A 13,009-nucleotide genomic window follows, 5' to 3' on the forward strand; every position below is an offset into this window, starting at 1 on the left:
GTGAGGCATTCCCACGCAGAGCGTGGGAACGATCTCGACATATCCCGGAACCTGAAATGAAACAGAAAAAAGCCCAATGGCCCTGGCACCTGCTGACGGTGCTGGTGCTGGTCGGCCTGGCCGGCGCGTTGTATTACGCCACCTCGCTGATGTCCTACGAATGGCGCTGGAACCGCGTGCCGCAGTACTTCGTCTACCAGGCCGAAGAATCCCAGCGTGCGTCGGACATTTCCACCGTCAGCGAGTTGGTGCGCAAGGGCGATGTGGCTGACGTCACCCTGCGTAATGACGAGGGCAACGAACAGCACCTGACCGTGGCCGAGAACAGTCTGCAAGTGGCCAAGGGCGATGACGTGGCCGAGGGCGATGTGGTCGGCGTCACCCGGCATTGGGCTGCAGGCCCTCTGCTGTGGGGCTTGTGGACTACGTTGTGGCTATCGGTGGTGTCCGGGGTGCTGGGACTGTTGATCGGCCTGGCGACCGGATTGTGTCGCCTGTCGAACAACCCGACCTTGCGCGATCTGTCGACGATCTACGTCGAACTGGTACGCGGTACGCCACTATTGGTGCAGATCTTCATTTTCTATTTCTTTATCGGCACGGTGCTCAACCTGTCCCGGGAATTCGCCGGGATCGCCGCGCTGTCACTGTTTACCGGCGCGTATGTGGCGGAAATCATCCGTGCCGGCGTGCAGTCGATTGCCCGGGGCCAGAATGAAGCGGCACGTTCCCTGGGGCTCAGTGCTGGCCAGTCGATGCGCCATGTGGTGTTGCCGCAAGCCTTCAAGCGCGTGCTGCCGCCCCTGGCCGGGCAATTTATCAGCCTGGTGAAGGACACGTCCCTGGTGTCGGTGATCGCGATTACCGAGCTGCTCAAAAGCGGCCGCGAGGTCATCACCACCTCGTTCTCGCCGTTCGAAATCCTGTTCTGCGTCGCAGGCCTGTACCTGCTGATCAACCTGCCGCTGTCGAAAATCGCCAGCCGGCTTGAGCGGAGGCTCGCGCAAAGTGATTGAAGTCCGCGATCTGGTAAAAGTCTTCGACACCCGTGGCCACGTCGTGCGCGCGGTGGATAACGTGACCACGCAGGTGGCCAGGGGTGAAGTGCTGGTGGTGATCGGCCCGTCCGGTTCCGGCAAGTCGACGTTCCTGCGCTGCCTTAACGGCCTGGAGGAATTCGATTCCGGCTCGGTAAGCATCGACGGCCTGCAACTGGCAGACCCGAAAACCGACGTGAACGCCTACCGCCGTGAAGTCGGCATGGTGTTCCAGCACTTCAACCTGTTCCCCCACATGACCGTGCTGGAAAACCTCTGCCTGGCGCAAAAAGTCGTGCGCAAGCGCGGCAAGAAAGAGCGCGAGGCCAAGGCCCTGGCGCTCCTGGAGAAAGTCGGCATTGCCCAGAAAGCCCACGAGTTCCCGTCGCGGCTTTCCGGTGGCCAGCAGCAACGCGTCGCGATTGCCCGCGCGCTGGCGATGGAGCCCAAGGTGATGCTGTTTGACGAGCCCACCTCGGCCCTGGACCCGGAAATGGTCGGCGAAGTGCTGGACGTGATGAAGACCCTGGCCCTGGAAGGCATGACCATGGTCTGCGTCACCCATGAAATGGGCTTTGCCCGAGAAGTGGCTGATCGCGTGCTGTTCTTCGATCACGGCAAACTGTTGGAGGACGCCGCCCCGGCGCAATTCTTCGATGCGCCGAAGGACCCTCGCGCCCAAGCCTTCCTGCGCCAGGTTCTATAAATGCGTGGGAATGCTTCTTGTGGCGAGGGAGCTTGCTCCCGCTGGGCTGCGTAGCGGCTCCCAAAAAAGATAGGAGCGCTGCGCACTCCAGCGGGAGCAAGCTCCCTCGCCACAGGTTGGGTTTTTTCAGACCTTGAACTTGCCCACCCACACCTGCAAATCCGCCCCCAGGCGCGCCAGTTCGACACTGGCCGCCGCTGTGTCCTGACTCGCGGCCCAGGTCTGTTCCGATACATCCTTGACCTTCAACACGCTGCGGTTGATCTCCTCGGCGACCGCGGTTTGTTCCTCGGCGGCAGCGGCAATCTGCGGGTTCATCTCCTGAATCACTGACACGGTACGGGTGATACCCGCCAGTGCGTCTCCTGCGCGACGGGTCAGTTGCACGCTGTTGTCGGTGAGGCTGCGACTGTTGTCCATGATGTCGGCCACCTGCTGCGTGCCCCGGTGCAGGCCGCTGATCAACTCCTCGATTTCCTCGGCCGACTGCTGGGTGCGTTGTGCCAGGCTGCGCACTTCATCGGCGACCACGGCAAACCCCCTGCCGGCTTCGCCTGCGCGAGCCGCCTCAATCGCGGCGTTGAGGGCCAGCAAGTTGGTCTGTTCCGATACCGACTTGATCACTTCCAGCACGCTGCCGATCTTCCGGCTTTCCTGTTGCAGGCCTTGCATGGCCTGGCTTGAACGAGCCATCTCCTGAGCCAGGTGCTCGATGTGGGTAATGGCCTCAGCCACCACCTGATCGCCCTGGCCCGCCTGCCGGTCGGCCTCGGCAGCAGCCAGCGACGCTTGCTCGGCATGGCGCGCAACTTCCTGGGAGGTGGCGAGCATCTCGTTCATGGCGGTGGCCACCTGTTCGGTTTCCTGCTTCTGGCCGTCGACCCCGTCGCGGGTTTGCTCGGTGACCGCCGAGAGTTGCTCGGCGGCGCTGGCGATCTGCTGGGCGCTGTCGCCGATGCCGCTGATCAAGCCCCGCAGGTTGAGGGTCATTTGCCCGATGCTGCGCTGCAACTGCCCCAGTTCATCCTGGCGCGAGGCCTGGATGTCGTGGCTCAGGTCACCTTCGGCAATCCGGTTGGCCACGGACAGGGCCTGGCGCAGCGGCGCGACGATCTGGCCGGCGATCAACCAGGCGGCCACGACGCCGAGCAACAGCGCCGCTGCAGTAACGTTGAGCAGCAGGGTGCGGGCGAGGCTGGCTTCGTTGTCACGCTTGGCGGTCTGGTCCTGGCTCAGCAGGTCGCTTTCCGTGAGCAATTGATCCAGCCACTGTTCAAGCTGGTTCTGGGTGGTTTCGGCGCTGAGTTGGGCGTCCTTGAGGCGTGTCAGGTGAGTCCGAAAATCGAGCAGGACTTTTTTCAGGGCGCTGGCGTCAACCGGCAGCGCGCCTACCGCCGCCTGGGCGCCATCCAGGGCCAGTAGCGCATCACTCACGCCCTTGGCATAGGCGTCCAATGACGCAGCGGCCCAGGCGGGGCTCTGGGCGCGGTCTTCGGCTTGTTCCAGGGCCTGGCGCAATTGTTCCACGGCATCGAGGGCCTTTTCATCGTCTTGATTGGGCAGGTTGCTCGACAGTTCAGAGAGGCTGTCACTGCTCTGGACTGAGCTGCGCTTGAGCTGTTCACGGGCGTTTTCACGTTGCTTGATCAGCCCCTCCAGGCCGCTTAAGGCGGTCTTGAAACTGGTGACGAAGCGTCGGCTTTCCTGCAGTTGTTGTTGGTTGACCGGGTCGGTAAATCGTGGGGAAAGATCCACCAGGAACTGGTCGATCTTGTCCATGTGCAGCTCTATTTTGGACAGGCTGGCCGGGTCGTTAAGGGTGCGATAGACGATGCGATCAGCGCGCAACTCTTCGCCGACGACTGCCAATTGCGAGAGCAGCGTGAGTTTTTGGGAGCGCTCGAGGGATGCGCTCAAGGCTTGCCAGCCGGTAGAGGCGATGATCAGGCTGAGGCTGAGCACCAGGCCAAAGCCCAGGGCAAGTTTGAGGCTGATGCTGATGTTTCCGAGCAGGCGGGTCAGTGGACGAAACATGGTGAACCTCCAACGAATCAAAAGGAGCGTCTCAAGCGTCCGGCCAACAATGGTCAGGGGAGTTGAAACGCTACTTTTATTCGGCGCCAGGTGTGTGATCCACGACCTGAAAAACGCGTAGGAAATTTCACATATTGTCGGAGCGACGGCCCTGATGGCCGCCGCAAGCGGGTCAGACCTTGAAGCGACCTACCAGGCTTTGCAGGTAAACCCCCAGGCGCGCCAGCTCGGCACTGGAAGCCGCGGTTTCTTCGCTGGCCGCCGAGGTTTGTTCGGAAACGTCCCGCACGTTGAGCACGCTGCGGTTGATCTCTTCGGCTACGGCGCTTTGCTGCTCGGCGGCGGTGGCGATCTGCTGGTTCATCGCCTGGATCGCCGAGACGGTACGGGTGATGTTCTCCAGGGCATTGCCGGCCCGACGGGTCAGCTCGACGCTGCTGTCGGTCAGGCCGCGACTGTTGTCCATGATGGTTGCCACCTGCTGGGTGCCGCTTTGCAGGCCGACGATCAACTCTTCGATTTCCTCGGTGGACTTCTGCGTCCGCTGGGCCAGGCTGCGCACTTCATCGGCAACCACCGCAAAACCGCGTCCGGCCTCACCGGCGCGCGCCGCTTCAATCGCTGCGTTAAGGGCCAGCAGGTTGGTTTGCTGGGCCACCGACTTGATGACGTCCAGCACACTGCCGATCTTGTCGCTCTCACGCTTGAGATGGCCCATGGCTTCGGTGGAGTTGCCCACCTCGCTGGCCAGGCGCTCGATCTGGGCGATGGCCTCGCCGACCACCTTGTCGCCTTCACGGGCCTGCTGGTCGGCGGCTACGGCGGCTTCCGAGGCTTCTTCAGCGTTACGGGCGACTTCCTGCACGGTAGCGGCCATTTCGTTCATGGCGGTGGCCACCTGGTCGGTCTCGACCTTCTGGCTGTTGACCCCGGCGCTGGTCTGCTCGGTAACGGCCGATAGCTGCTCGGCGGCACTGGCGATCTGGGTGACGCCGTCGCTGATACCGCCAATCAGCTCCCGCAGGCCCACGGTCATGCTTTGCATCGACCGTTGCAGTTGCCCCAGTTCATCCTGGCGCCGGGAGATCAGGTTGTGGCTCAGGTCGCCGGACGCCACGCGCTCGGCGACTTTGAGGGTCTGGTTCAATGGAATCACGATCTGCCGGGTAATGGCCCAGGCGGCGAGTACACCAAACGCCAGCGCGAGGGCGGTGGCCAGTAACAGCAGGTTCTTGGCGTGGGCGGCATCGGTATCACGCACCACGGTTTGCGAAGTGGTGAGTTTGTTACTGCGGTCGAGCAGGATATCGCCCTGCTCGCCCATGATTTTCATCGCGGCGGCACTGGCCACCTGAGAGTCGCGGTACTGGCTCACGGCGGCGCGGTAGGCCTGCAGCGAAACGCTGGCGTCTTGCAGGTTGGCCCGGTATTGCTCGGGCAACGGGTCGTTGAGGTCGGTGATTTTCTTCAGGGCGTTGTCGATGGCATCCAGCGCCGGTTGTTCGGCCTCGACCTTGCCGCTGTAGGTGTAGCCGCGCACCTGGAAGCGCGCTTGCTGGATCAGTTTGCTCAGGTCGACCACGCTGTTGAACAGGGTGACGCTGTCGCCTTGCAGCAGGGATTTTTCCACTTCGTTGATTTTCGCGACGGCGTTGTCGGCGGTATCGCCCAGCTTGCTGCGGGCGCCTTCACGCTTGAGGCCGGCCTGCACCATGGCGCCGAAGGCTTTTTTGTATTGGCCCAAGGCATCCTGTTGCTGCTCTACCACGAGCTTGTCGTCGGGTTGCTCGATCAGGTCTGCGGCGGTTTTCAGGCCACTGTCCAGCTGGGTGATCAGGTCGTTGACCGCGCTGGTGCCTTGTTCGCCACGGCGCATTTCGAAGTCCAGGCGCGCCAGGCGCAGGTCCTTGGTCAGCCCGTTGAGGCTGGAGATGTAGCCCAGCTTGTCGCCACGGCTGATCACGCCGCTGAGGCCGGTCCAGCCGGTGAAGGTGATCAATAGGGTCAAGACCAATACCAGGCCGAAGCCTATGCTCAGCTTGCGGTTGACGCTGACATTCCCCAGTTTCTCGGCTAACCAACGATACATGCTGCGAACTCCCCTGGAACAAGGCTTGGACTTATTCAGAGCGTATCGGCAGATTCGGATGTTTCTGTAGGAGCGAGCTTGCTCGCGAAGGTCGTCAACGATAACGCGGGCATTCTGAGTGAGCGCGGTGTCCTTGAGTTTTTCGCGAGCAAGCTCGCTCCTACAGGAGAGGGCGGTGTTAGAAAAGGCGGGCGAGCAATGCGGTGACGGCGGTTTCGACCCTCAGGATCCGCGCGCCGAGTTGCACCGGCTGCAACCCGGCCTTGGCCAGCAGGTCCACCTCGTAGGGAATCCAGCCGCCTTCCGGCCCGATCGCCAGGGTGACCGGCTCATCCAGCCCGCGAGGGCAGGGCGGATAGTCGCCAGGGTGACCAATCAGGCCGAGGGTGCCTTGCGCCATGGCGGGCAGGCGGTCTTCGACGAATGGCTTGAAGCGCTTTTCGATCACGATCTCGGGCAGCACCGTGTCCCGGGCCTGTTCCAGGCCGAGGATCAATTGCTCGCGAATCGCTTCCGGCTCCAGGAACGGCGTCTGCCAGAAGCTCTTTTCCACGCGATAGCTGTTCACCAGCACCACTCGCGGCACGCCCATGGACGCCACGGTTTGTAGCACCCGGCGAAGCATTTTCGGGCGGGGCAGGGCCAGCAGCAGGGTCAGGGGCAGTTTGGCCGGCGGCGGCTGGTCGAAGGTCACTTCCAACTCGGCTTCCCGGGCTTCCAGGCGCAGCAACTGCGCGTTGCCCATCAAGCCGCCGATGCGTCCGACCCGCAGGCTGTCGCCTACGGCGGCACGGTGGACTTCCTGCATATGCACCAGGCGCCGATCACGCAGCACCACCCGGTCGGCCGCGATAAAGTCGGCCTCCTCAAGCAGCAGCAGGTTCACGGCTGGGTCGCTGGCGGCTGGTCGTCGTCGGCGGGTTGGTCATCGGGGTGATCGCCACGCTTGCTCACCAGGCTGCCAAACAGGATGCCAATCTCGAACAGCATCCACATGGGTACGGCCAGCAGGGTCTGGGAGAAGATGTCCGGCGGGGTCAGGATCATGCCGACCACGAAGCAGCCGATGATCACGTAGGGGCGGATCTTCTTCAGGTATTTGACGTCGACCACGCCGATCCATACCAGCAGCACCACGGCCACCGGGATTTCGAAGGCCACGCCGAAGGCGAAGAACAGCGTCATCACGAAGTCGAGGTAGCTGGTGATGTCGGTCATCATTTCCACACCGGCCGGGGTGGCGGCGGCGAAGAACTTGAAGATCAGCGGGAACACCAGGAAGTAGGCAAAAGCCATCCCGGTATAGAACAGCAGGATGCTCGACACCAGCAGCGGCACGGCGATGCGTTTTTCATGCTTGTACAGGCCCGGCGCGATAAAGCCCCAGATCTGATGCAGGATCACCGGGATCGCCAGGAACAGCGAAACCATCATCGTCAGCTTCAACGGCGTGAGGAACGGTGACGACACGTCGGTGGCGATCATCGTCGCGCCAGCCGGCAAGTAGTCGCGCAGCGGCGTGGAGACGAAGGTGTAGATCTGCTGGGTGAAGGCAAACAGCCCGGCAAAGATGATGAAGATCGCCGCGACACAGCGCAGCAGGCGGGTGCGCAACTCGGTGAGGTGCGAGACCAGTGGCATGTGCTGGTCGGTTTCCGGTTTATCAGCGCTCATGGGGCTCGCGGCGGCAATGTAGGGTCGTGGGGCGCGGGCGACACGGCAGGTGTCGGCGCGGGTTCGGTCGGGGTCACGGGCGCAGTGGGCGCAGGCTCGACGGCGTGCACGGGTTCAGCGACCGGTGCAGGCGCGGGTGCGGCGGGCGGAGCAATCGAATGCTCGGCCACAGGCTCGACCGGCTTGGGCGTTTCCTGCACCGGTGAGAGAATCTTCCGTGCCTCCTGCTCCAACGACAGAATGTGTTCGTTGTGCAGTTGCCGGCGAATCTCGTCGGCGCCGATTTCCCGTTCAACTTCCTGTTTGATCGCGTTGAAACTGCGTTTCAGGCGCCCGATCCACAGGCCGGCCGTGCGCGCGGCGCCGGGCAGGCGTTCCGGCCCCAGTACCAGCAGGGCCACGAGGCCGACGAGCAGCAGTTCAGAGAAGCTGATACCAAACATTATTCAGTACTCACGAGTCTTTTTGGTTCTGCTCTTTGACGTGCTCGGCCTGCACGTCGAAGGTGCGACGTTCAGTGATCGGCTGAGTGGCCTGCGGGTGTACAGGCTGCGCCGGTGGCACCGGATTGACGGCCGGGTCGGCAGGCTTTTCGTCGTCGTTCATGGCCTTGCGAAAGCCCTTGATCGATTCACCGACGTCGGTGCCGAGGTTTTTCAGTTTCTTGGTGCCGAACACCAGCACAACGACCACAAGAATGACGATCCAGTGTTTCCAGTCAAAAATGCCCATGCTGCAATTCCTCTGTAAAAGTTGGTCAGACGGACGGGCGCGAGGCCTTTTCGGCATGCCCGGACAAGCCGAAGCGACGGTCCAGTTCATCAAGCACTGCCTGTGGATGCTGCCCCAGTTGGGCGAGCATGACCAGACTGTGGAACCACAAGTCGGCAGTTTCGTAGATCACGTCGCTGCAGTCGCCGCTGATTTGCGCGTCCTTGGCCGCAATAATCGTCTCGACGGATTCTTCGCCGAGTTTTTCCAGGATCTTGTTCAGACCCTTGTGGTACAGGCTGGCGACGTAGGAGCTGTCGGCGTCCGCGCCTTTGCGGTCTTCCAGCACCTGGGCCACACGGTTGAGGGTATCGCTCATGTTCAGTGTCCTGCCGAATAGATAGCGTGCGGGTCTTTGAGCACGGGCTCGACGGTCTTCCACTCGCCGTTCTGGAACACGCGGTAGAAGCAGCTGTGACGGCCGGTGTGACAGGCGATATCGCCGATCTGTTCGACCTTGAGGATCACCACATCGGCATCGCAGTCTATGCGCATCTCATGCAGGGTTTGCACGTGCCCGGACTCTTCGCCCTTGCGCCACAGTTTGCCACGGGAACGTGACCAGTAGATGGCGCGGTTCTCGGCGGCGGTCAGGCTCAGGGCCTCGCGGTTCATCCAGGCCATCATCAGCACGCGCCCGGTCTTGTAGTCCTGGGCAATGGCCGGCACCAGGCCGTCACTGTCCCACTTGATCTCGTCCAGCCAGTCTTTCATTTTCGGCTCCGGCAATTTGCGACAGTGTATAACCGGATTGGCTATCGACGCACGATCAGATACACGCCCACCGCGACCATGATGCCGGCCGGCCAGTGGCCCAGTTCATTCAACGGCCCGCCGGCGGCCAGTATCGTACCGCCCACCAGGTGCGCGGCGCCCAGCAGGCGCAGGAACCAGTCGTCCTTGCGCTTGTGCCACGGCGGTGCCGGGTCCTTGGCGTGGGGCTGGGACATGCGCTCCAGCAGGTCGCGGGTCATGTTGGCCAGGTGCGGCAGTTGCTCGACCTGGCTTTGCAGGTTGCCCAGCAGGGTTTTCGGGCTGATACGGTCCCGCATCCAGCGCTCGAGGAACGGTTGGGCGGTGTTCCACAGGTCGAGGTCCGGGTACAGCTGGCGGCCCAGGCCTTCGATGTTCAGCAGGGTCTTTTGCAACAGTACCAACTGCGGCTGCACTTCCATATTGAAGCGCCGCGCCGTCTGGAACAGACGCATCAGCACCTGACCGAAGGAAATATCCTTTAACGGTTTTTCAAAGATCGGCTCGCACACAGTGCGGATCGCCGCTTCGAATTCGTTGAGCTTGGTTTCGGCCGGCACCCAGCCCGAATCGATGTGCAACTGCGCCACGCGGCGGTAGTCACGCTTGAAGAAAGCGAACAGGTTGCGCGCCAGGTAATCCTGGTCTTCCGGGGTCAGGCTGCCGACGATGCCGCAGTCGATCGCAATGTACTGCGGGCTCCACGGGTTCACGGTGCTGACGAAAATGTTGCCGGGGTGCATGTCGGCGTGGAAGAAGCTGTCGCGGAACACCTGGGTGAAAAAAATCTCCACGCCGCGCTCGGCAAGCATCTTCATGTCGGTGCGCTGGTCGGCCAGGGTCGCGAGGTCGGTGACCTGCACGCCGTAGATGCGCTCCATGACCAGCACTTTCGGGCGGCACCAGTCCCAATAGACTTGCGGCACGTACAGCAGCTGCGAGCCTTCGAAGTTGCGCTTGAGCTGGCTGGCGTTGGCCGCTTCGCGCAGCAGGTCGAGTTCGTCGTAGATGGTTTTTTCGTAGTCCAGCACCACGTCCACCGGGTGCAGCAGGCGCGCATCGGCAGAGAAGCGCTCGGCGGCGCGGGCGAGGATGAACAGCCACGCCAGGTCCTGGCCGATGATCGGCTTGAGGCCCGGGCGGATCACCTTCACCACCACTTCTTCGCCGCTTTTCAGTTGCGCGGCATGCACCTGGGCCACCGAGGCCGAGGCCAATGGCGCGATGTCGAAGCGGCTGAAGACTTCGCTGATCTTCTTGCCCAGTTGCTCTTCAATCAGCGTGACTGCCAGTTGCGAGTCGAACGGCGGCACGCGGTCCTGCAACAGCATCAGTTCGTCGGCGATGTCTTCGGGCAACAGGTCGCGGCGGGTGGAGAGGATCTGCCCGAACTTGATGAAGATCGGCCCCAGGTCCTGCAACGCCAGGCGCAGGCGCGCGCCACGGCTCAGCTCGAGGGTCTTGCGCGGGAACCAGCGCCACGGCAGCACATAGCGCACCGCCAGCAGAAACCACGGCAGCGGCAGGGCGAACAGCAGGTCATCGAGGCGGTAGCGGATTACGACGCGCTGGATACGAAACAAACGGCGGACGGCGAGCAGCTTCATGCGTTATCGCTTGAATCAAGGGAGCGGCTCAGGCGCTCGAAGCGCGCCTCAAGTCGTTCCAGGTCGAGTTTGGCCTGGTCGAGTTCGCGAAAGCGCGCTTCCGCTTCCCGTTGTCCGACCAGGGTGCGCGATTCTTCGCTCAGGTATTCGGCGAGGTTCTGGTTCAGGCTGGCGAAACCCTGCTGGTACCAGCGCGTGCGGCTGCGCAGATGACCGCTGATCAGTTGGGTGGCCACCGGGCCGAGCCAACGTGACAGCTCGTATTCCCAGTCCAGTTCCAGGTCTTGCAGCACGGCGGCCAGGTCCATCAGCACCGCGCTGTCGCCTTCAAGTTCCACGTCCGGGCCGTGGAGGATCGCCGTCTTGTCCCGGCTCAGGGCCAGGCGCAGCAGGCTTGAGCCGGAAGCGCGCAGGGTGCAGTCGGCGTCGGCGGCCCAGTGGGACGCCAGCAACAGGCCTTCATCGCTGGGCAGGATAAACAGCTGCAAGGCGGGGCTGGTGCAATCGACGGCGATGATCCTGCCGTTCAGGTGCGCCAGCCGTGCCAGGGCGGTGCTGTCCAGGCGCAGTACACGGTTGAGGCCGTGTTCGACGCTGGCGAGAAGGCCTGCGAACAGCATCAGGGCTTGATGCCGCGGTGCAGGGCGACGATGCCCGAGGTCATGTTGTGGTAGGTCACGCGGTCGAAACCGGCCTCTACCATCATCGACTTCAGGGTTTCCTGGTTCGGGTGCATGCGGATCGATTCGGCCAGGTAGCGGTAGCTTTCGGCGTCATTGGTGATCAGCTTGCCCATCAACGGCATGAAGGCGAACGAGTAGGTGTCGTATACCTTGGACATCAGTGCGTTGGTCGGCTTGGAGAACTCCAGCACCAGCAGGCGACCGCCGGGCTTGAGTACGCGCAGCATCGAGCGCAGTGCGTCTTCCTTGTGGGTCACGTTACGCAGGCCGAAGGCGATGGTCACGCAGTCGAAGTGGTTGTCCGGGAACGGCAGCTTTTCAGCGTCGGCCTGGACGAACTCGATATTGCCCGCCACACCTTTGTCCAGCAGGCGATCACGACCGACCTTGAGCATCGAGCCGTTGATGTCGGCCAGTACCACTTGGCCGGTGGGGCCCACCAGCTTGGAGAACTTGGCGGCCAGGTCGCCCGTGCCGCCTGCGATATCCAGCACACGGTTGCCGGTGCGTACACCCGACAACTCAATGGTGAAGCGCTTCCACAGGCGGTGCATGCCGCCGGAGAGCACGTCGTTCATCAAGTCGTACTTGGCGGCTACCGAGTGGAACACCTCGGCGACTTTTTCCGCTTTCTGGCTTTCCGGGACGTTCTTGAAGCCGAAGTGAGTGGTGGGTTCGGCATCGCTGCCTTTGCGCTGATCAGTCATATCGCTGTCACCAAAAGAGAATGGGGGCATTCTAATCCCCAAGGCATGCTTTGTCTTGGCAAGGCTGAAGGTAAGATAGGTGGTCACCGAGACCTTTTGCCGCATGGCGGGTCGACAAGTCTCTATAACGAGGAGTCATTCAAATGGCCCGTATACAGGTTGAACGTGCCCACACACTGGGCAAAGACGCTGCGCGAGAAAAAGCCGACAAGTTGGCGAGCAAACTCAAGGAGCAATATGGCCTGGAGTCTTCCTGGGCCGGCGACACACTGAACCTCAAACGTTCGGGCGTTAAAGGCACCGTGAAAGTGGCGGAAGATTCCCTGCGGATTGAAGTCGAACTGGGCCTGTTGATGTCGGCCATGAGTGGCACCATCAAGTCCGAAATCGAGAAGGCACTGGATAAAGCCCTGGCCTGATTTGCGACCTTCTTAGGGTGCCGATTCTAATTTTTCTGCCTACTTTGTGCCCAAGCCCCCAACTTCTGTGGGCAGTTCTTCCCCCCTTTATGCGTGAGGTGCACCATGGCCAAAGTTATTTTGAAGAAAAAAATTGCTACCGGAACTAACGCCCTGACTGACGTTAAATCCTATGCCCGCAAGATCTGGCTGGCCGGTTTGGGGGCTTACGCCAAGGTCGGAAGCGAGGGCGCCGAGTACTTCAAAGAGCTGGTTAAGACTGGTCAACATGTTGAAAGTAAAGGCAAAAAAGTTGTGATTGAACAACTTGATGCAGCCAACAGTCAGATTGATCAAGTCAAGAGCGAAGTCTTCGGCGTCAAAGGTCGAGTCGAAGTGCAACTGGATAAAGTTGAAAGCGCTTTTGATAGTCGTGTTGGAAGTGCCTTGAATCGGATCGGCATTCCGTCTAAACATGACGTGGAGACACTCTCTGCTAAGCTCGATGAGCTGACGGCATTGCTCGAACGTGTCGCGCGTAAACACTAAG

At 61.7% G+C, this 13,009-nt stretch carries 15 protein-coding genes and 1 pseudogene; 4 read left to right on the forward strand and 12 right to left on the reverse strand.

All coding sequences use genetic code 11. The features are described from left to right. Positions 1–56 precede the first annotated feature (56 nt). Positions 57–1,016 (forward strand): amino acid ABC transporter permease, encoded by a 960-nt coding sequence (locus C0058_RS01895; RefSeq protein ID WP_003209286.1) that lies wholly within the window; start codon positions 57–59, stop codon positions 1,014–1,016. Further along, positions 1,009–1,743, forward strand: a complete 735-nt coding sequence (locus tag C0058_RS01900; protein WP_087692909.1) for an amino acid ABC transporter ATP-binding protein — start codon at positions 1,009–1,011, stop codon at positions 1,741–1,743. Before C0058_RS01895 ends, C0058_RS01900 begins: the two co-directional genes overlap by 8 nt. 126 nt (positions 1,744–1,869) lie before the next feature. Here the strand turns inward: C0058_RS01900 and C0058_RS01905 are convergent, their stop codons facing one another. The 12 genes and pseudogenes from C0058_RS01905 to ubiE all read right to left on the reverse strand — a co-directional run bounded on the left by C0058_RS01905 (position 1,870) and on the right by ubiE (position 12,061). Beyond that, positions 1,870–3,777: a methyl-accepting chemotaxis protein gene (locus C0058_RS01905; RefSeq protein WP_102367935.1), complete on the reverse strand. Its 1,908-nt coding sequence runs from the start codon at positions 3,775–3,777 to the stop codon at positions 1,870–1,872. Positions 3,778–3,949: 172 nt separating this feature from the next. Then, positions 3,950–4,822, reverse strand: a complete 873-nt coding sequence (locus C0058_RS33175) for a methyl-accepting chemotaxis protein (protein ID WP_371103578.1) — start codon at positions 4,820–4,822, stop codon at positions 3,950–3,952. Continuing rightward, positions 4,808–5,866: pseudogene (locus C0058_RS33180) on the reverse strand (methyl-accepting chemotaxis protein); the annotation flags it as partial. The pseudogene C0058_RS33180 and the gene C0058_RS33175, both read right to left, overlap by 15 nt. 178 nt (positions 5,867–6,044) lie before the next feature. Beyond that, a complete protein-coding gene (locus C0058_RS01915; protein WP_003209293.1) occupies positions 6,045–6,752 on the reverse strand; it encodes a 16S rRNA (uracil(1498)-N(3))-methyltransferase in 708 nt (235 codons plus the stop codon). Further along, positions 6,749–7,540, reverse strand: a complete 792-nt coding sequence (tatC, locus tag C0058_RS01920) for a twin-arginine translocase subunit TatC (protein ID WP_026078063.1) — start codon at positions 7,538–7,540, stop codon at positions 6,749–6,751. Before tatC ends, C0058_RS01915 begins: the two co-directional genes overlap by 4 nt. After that, a complete protein-coding gene (tatB, locus tag C0058_RS01925) occupies positions 7,537–7,983 on the reverse strand; it encodes a Sec-independent protein translocase protein TatB (RefSeq protein ID WP_003209296.1) in 447 nt (148 codons plus the stop codon). The genes tatC and tatB overlap by 4 nt, the downstream gene beginning before the upstream one ends. Positions 7,984–7,993: 10 nt before the next feature. Then, positions 7,994–8,272, reverse strand: a complete 279-nt coding sequence (locus C0058_RS01930; protein WP_003209298.1) for a twin-arginine translocase TatA/TatE family subunit — start codon at positions 8,270–8,272, stop codon at positions 7,994–7,996. A gap of 25 nt (positions 8,273–8,297) precedes the next feature. Next, positions 8,298–8,630, reverse strand: a complete 333-nt coding sequence (locus C0058_RS01935; protein ID WP_008439273.1) for a phosphoribosyl-ATP diphosphatase — start codon at positions 8,628–8,630, stop codon at positions 8,298–8,300. A 2-nt stretch (positions 8,631–8,632) separates the two neighbouring features. Beyond that, complete coding sequence (hisI, locus tag C0058_RS01940) at positions 8,633–9,025, reverse strand: phosphoribosyl-AMP cyclohydrolase (protein ID WP_003209300.1); 393 nt, start codon at positions 9,023–9,025, stop codon at positions 8,633–8,635. Positions 9,026–9,066: 41 nt separating this feature from the next. Continuing rightward, positions 9,067–10,671: a ubiquinone biosynthesis regulatory protein kinase UbiB gene (gene ubiB, locus C0058_RS01945; protein ID WP_003209302.1), complete on the reverse strand. Its 1,605-nt coding sequence runs from the start codon at positions 10,669–10,671 to the stop codon at positions 9,067–9,069. Next, entirely contained in the window at positions 10,668–11,291 is a 624-nt protein-coding gene (locus tag C0058_RS01950) for an SCP2 domain-containing protein (protein WP_003209304.1), read from the reverse strand. Before C0058_RS01950 ends, ubiB begins: the two co-directional genes overlap by 4 nt. Continuing rightward, positions 11,291–12,061, reverse strand: coding sequence for a bifunctional demethylmenaquinone methyltransferase/2-methoxy-6-polyprenyl-1,4-benzoquinol methylase UbiE (gene ubiE, locus C0058_RS01955; RefSeq protein ID WP_003209306.1), 771 nt, complete (start codon positions 12,059–12,061; stop codon positions 11,291–11,293). The genes C0058_RS01950 and ubiE overlap by 1 nt, the downstream gene beginning before the upstream one ends. A gap of 143 nt (positions 12,062–12,204) precedes the next feature. Between ubiE and C0058_RS01960 the strand changes: the two genes are divergently transcribed. Together C0058_RS01960 and C0058_RS01965 are read left to right on the forward strand one after the other, a co-directional pair. Further along, complete coding sequence (locus C0058_RS01960) at positions 12,205–12,480, forward strand: polyhydroxyalkanoic acid system family protein (RefSeq protein ID WP_008439272.1); 276 nt, start codon at positions 12,205–12,207, stop codon at positions 12,478–12,480. Between the two features lie 105 nt (positions 12,481–12,585). Further along, complete coding sequence (locus C0058_RS01965) at positions 12,586–13,008, forward strand: phasin family protein (RefSeq protein WP_087692913.1); 423 nt, start codon at positions 12,586–12,588, stop codon at positions 13,006–13,008. Position 13,009: the final 1 nt, after the last annotated feature.

It is taken from the genome of Pseudomonas sp. NC02 (assembly GCF_002874965.1).
Lineage (GTDB): Bacteria > Pseudomonadota > Gammaproteobacteria > Pseudomonadales > Pseudomonadaceae > Aquipseudomonas.

Bases quoted from the DNA above. Each gene is read 5' to 3' on its own strand.
- C0058_RS01965 (WP_087692913.1), top strand. From the start codon at position 12,586: ATGGCCAAAGTTATTTTGAAGAAAAAAATTGCTACCGGAACTAACGCC.
- ubiB (WP_003209302.1), bottom strand. From the start codon at position 10,671: ATGAAGCTGCTCGCCGTCCGCCGTTTGTTTCGTATCCAGCGCGTCGTA.
- C0058_RS01935 (WP_008439273.1), bottom strand. From the start codon at position 8,630: ATGAGCGATACCCTCAACCGTGTGGCCCAGGTGCTGGAAGACCGCAAA.
- C0058_RS01950 (WP_003209304.1), bottom strand. From the start codon at position 11,291: ATGCTGTTCGCAGGCCTTCTCGCCAGCGTCGAACACGGCCTCAACCGT.
- C0058_RS01930 (WP_003209298.1), bottom strand. From the start codon at position 8,272: ATGGGCATTTTTGACTGGAAACACTGGATCGTCATTCTTGTGGTCGTT.
- C0058_RS01960 (WP_008439272.1), top strand. From the start codon at position 12,205: ATGGCCCGTATACAGGTTGAACGTGCCCACACACTGGGCAAAGACGCT.
- C0058_RS01895 (WP_003209286.1), top strand. From the start codon at position 57: ATGAAACAGAAAAAAGCCCAATGGCCCTGGCACCTGCTGACGGTGCTG.
- C0058_RS33175 (WP_371103578.1), bottom strand. From the start codon at position 4,822: ATGCAAAGCATGACCGTGGGCCTGCGGGAGCTGATTGGCGGTATCAGC.
- tatB (WP_003209296.1), bottom strand. From the start codon at position 7,983: ATGTTTGGTATCAGCTTCTCTGAACTGCTGCTCGTCGGCCTCGTGGCC.
- tatC (WP_026078063.1), bottom strand. From the start codon at position 7,540: ATGAGCGCTGATAAACCGGAAACCGACCAGCACATGCCACTGGTCTCG.
- hisI (WP_003209300.1), bottom strand. From the start codon at position 9,025: ATGAAAGACTGGCTGGACGAGATCAAGTGGGACAGTGACGGCCTGGTG.
- ubiE (WP_003209306.1), bottom strand. From the start codon at position 12,061: ATGACTGATCAGCGCAAAGGCAGCGATGCCGAACCCACCACTCACTTC.
- C0058_RS01905 (WP_102367935.1), bottom strand. From the start codon at position 3,777: ATGTTTCGTCCACTGACCCGCCTGCTCGGAAACATCAGCATCAGCCTC.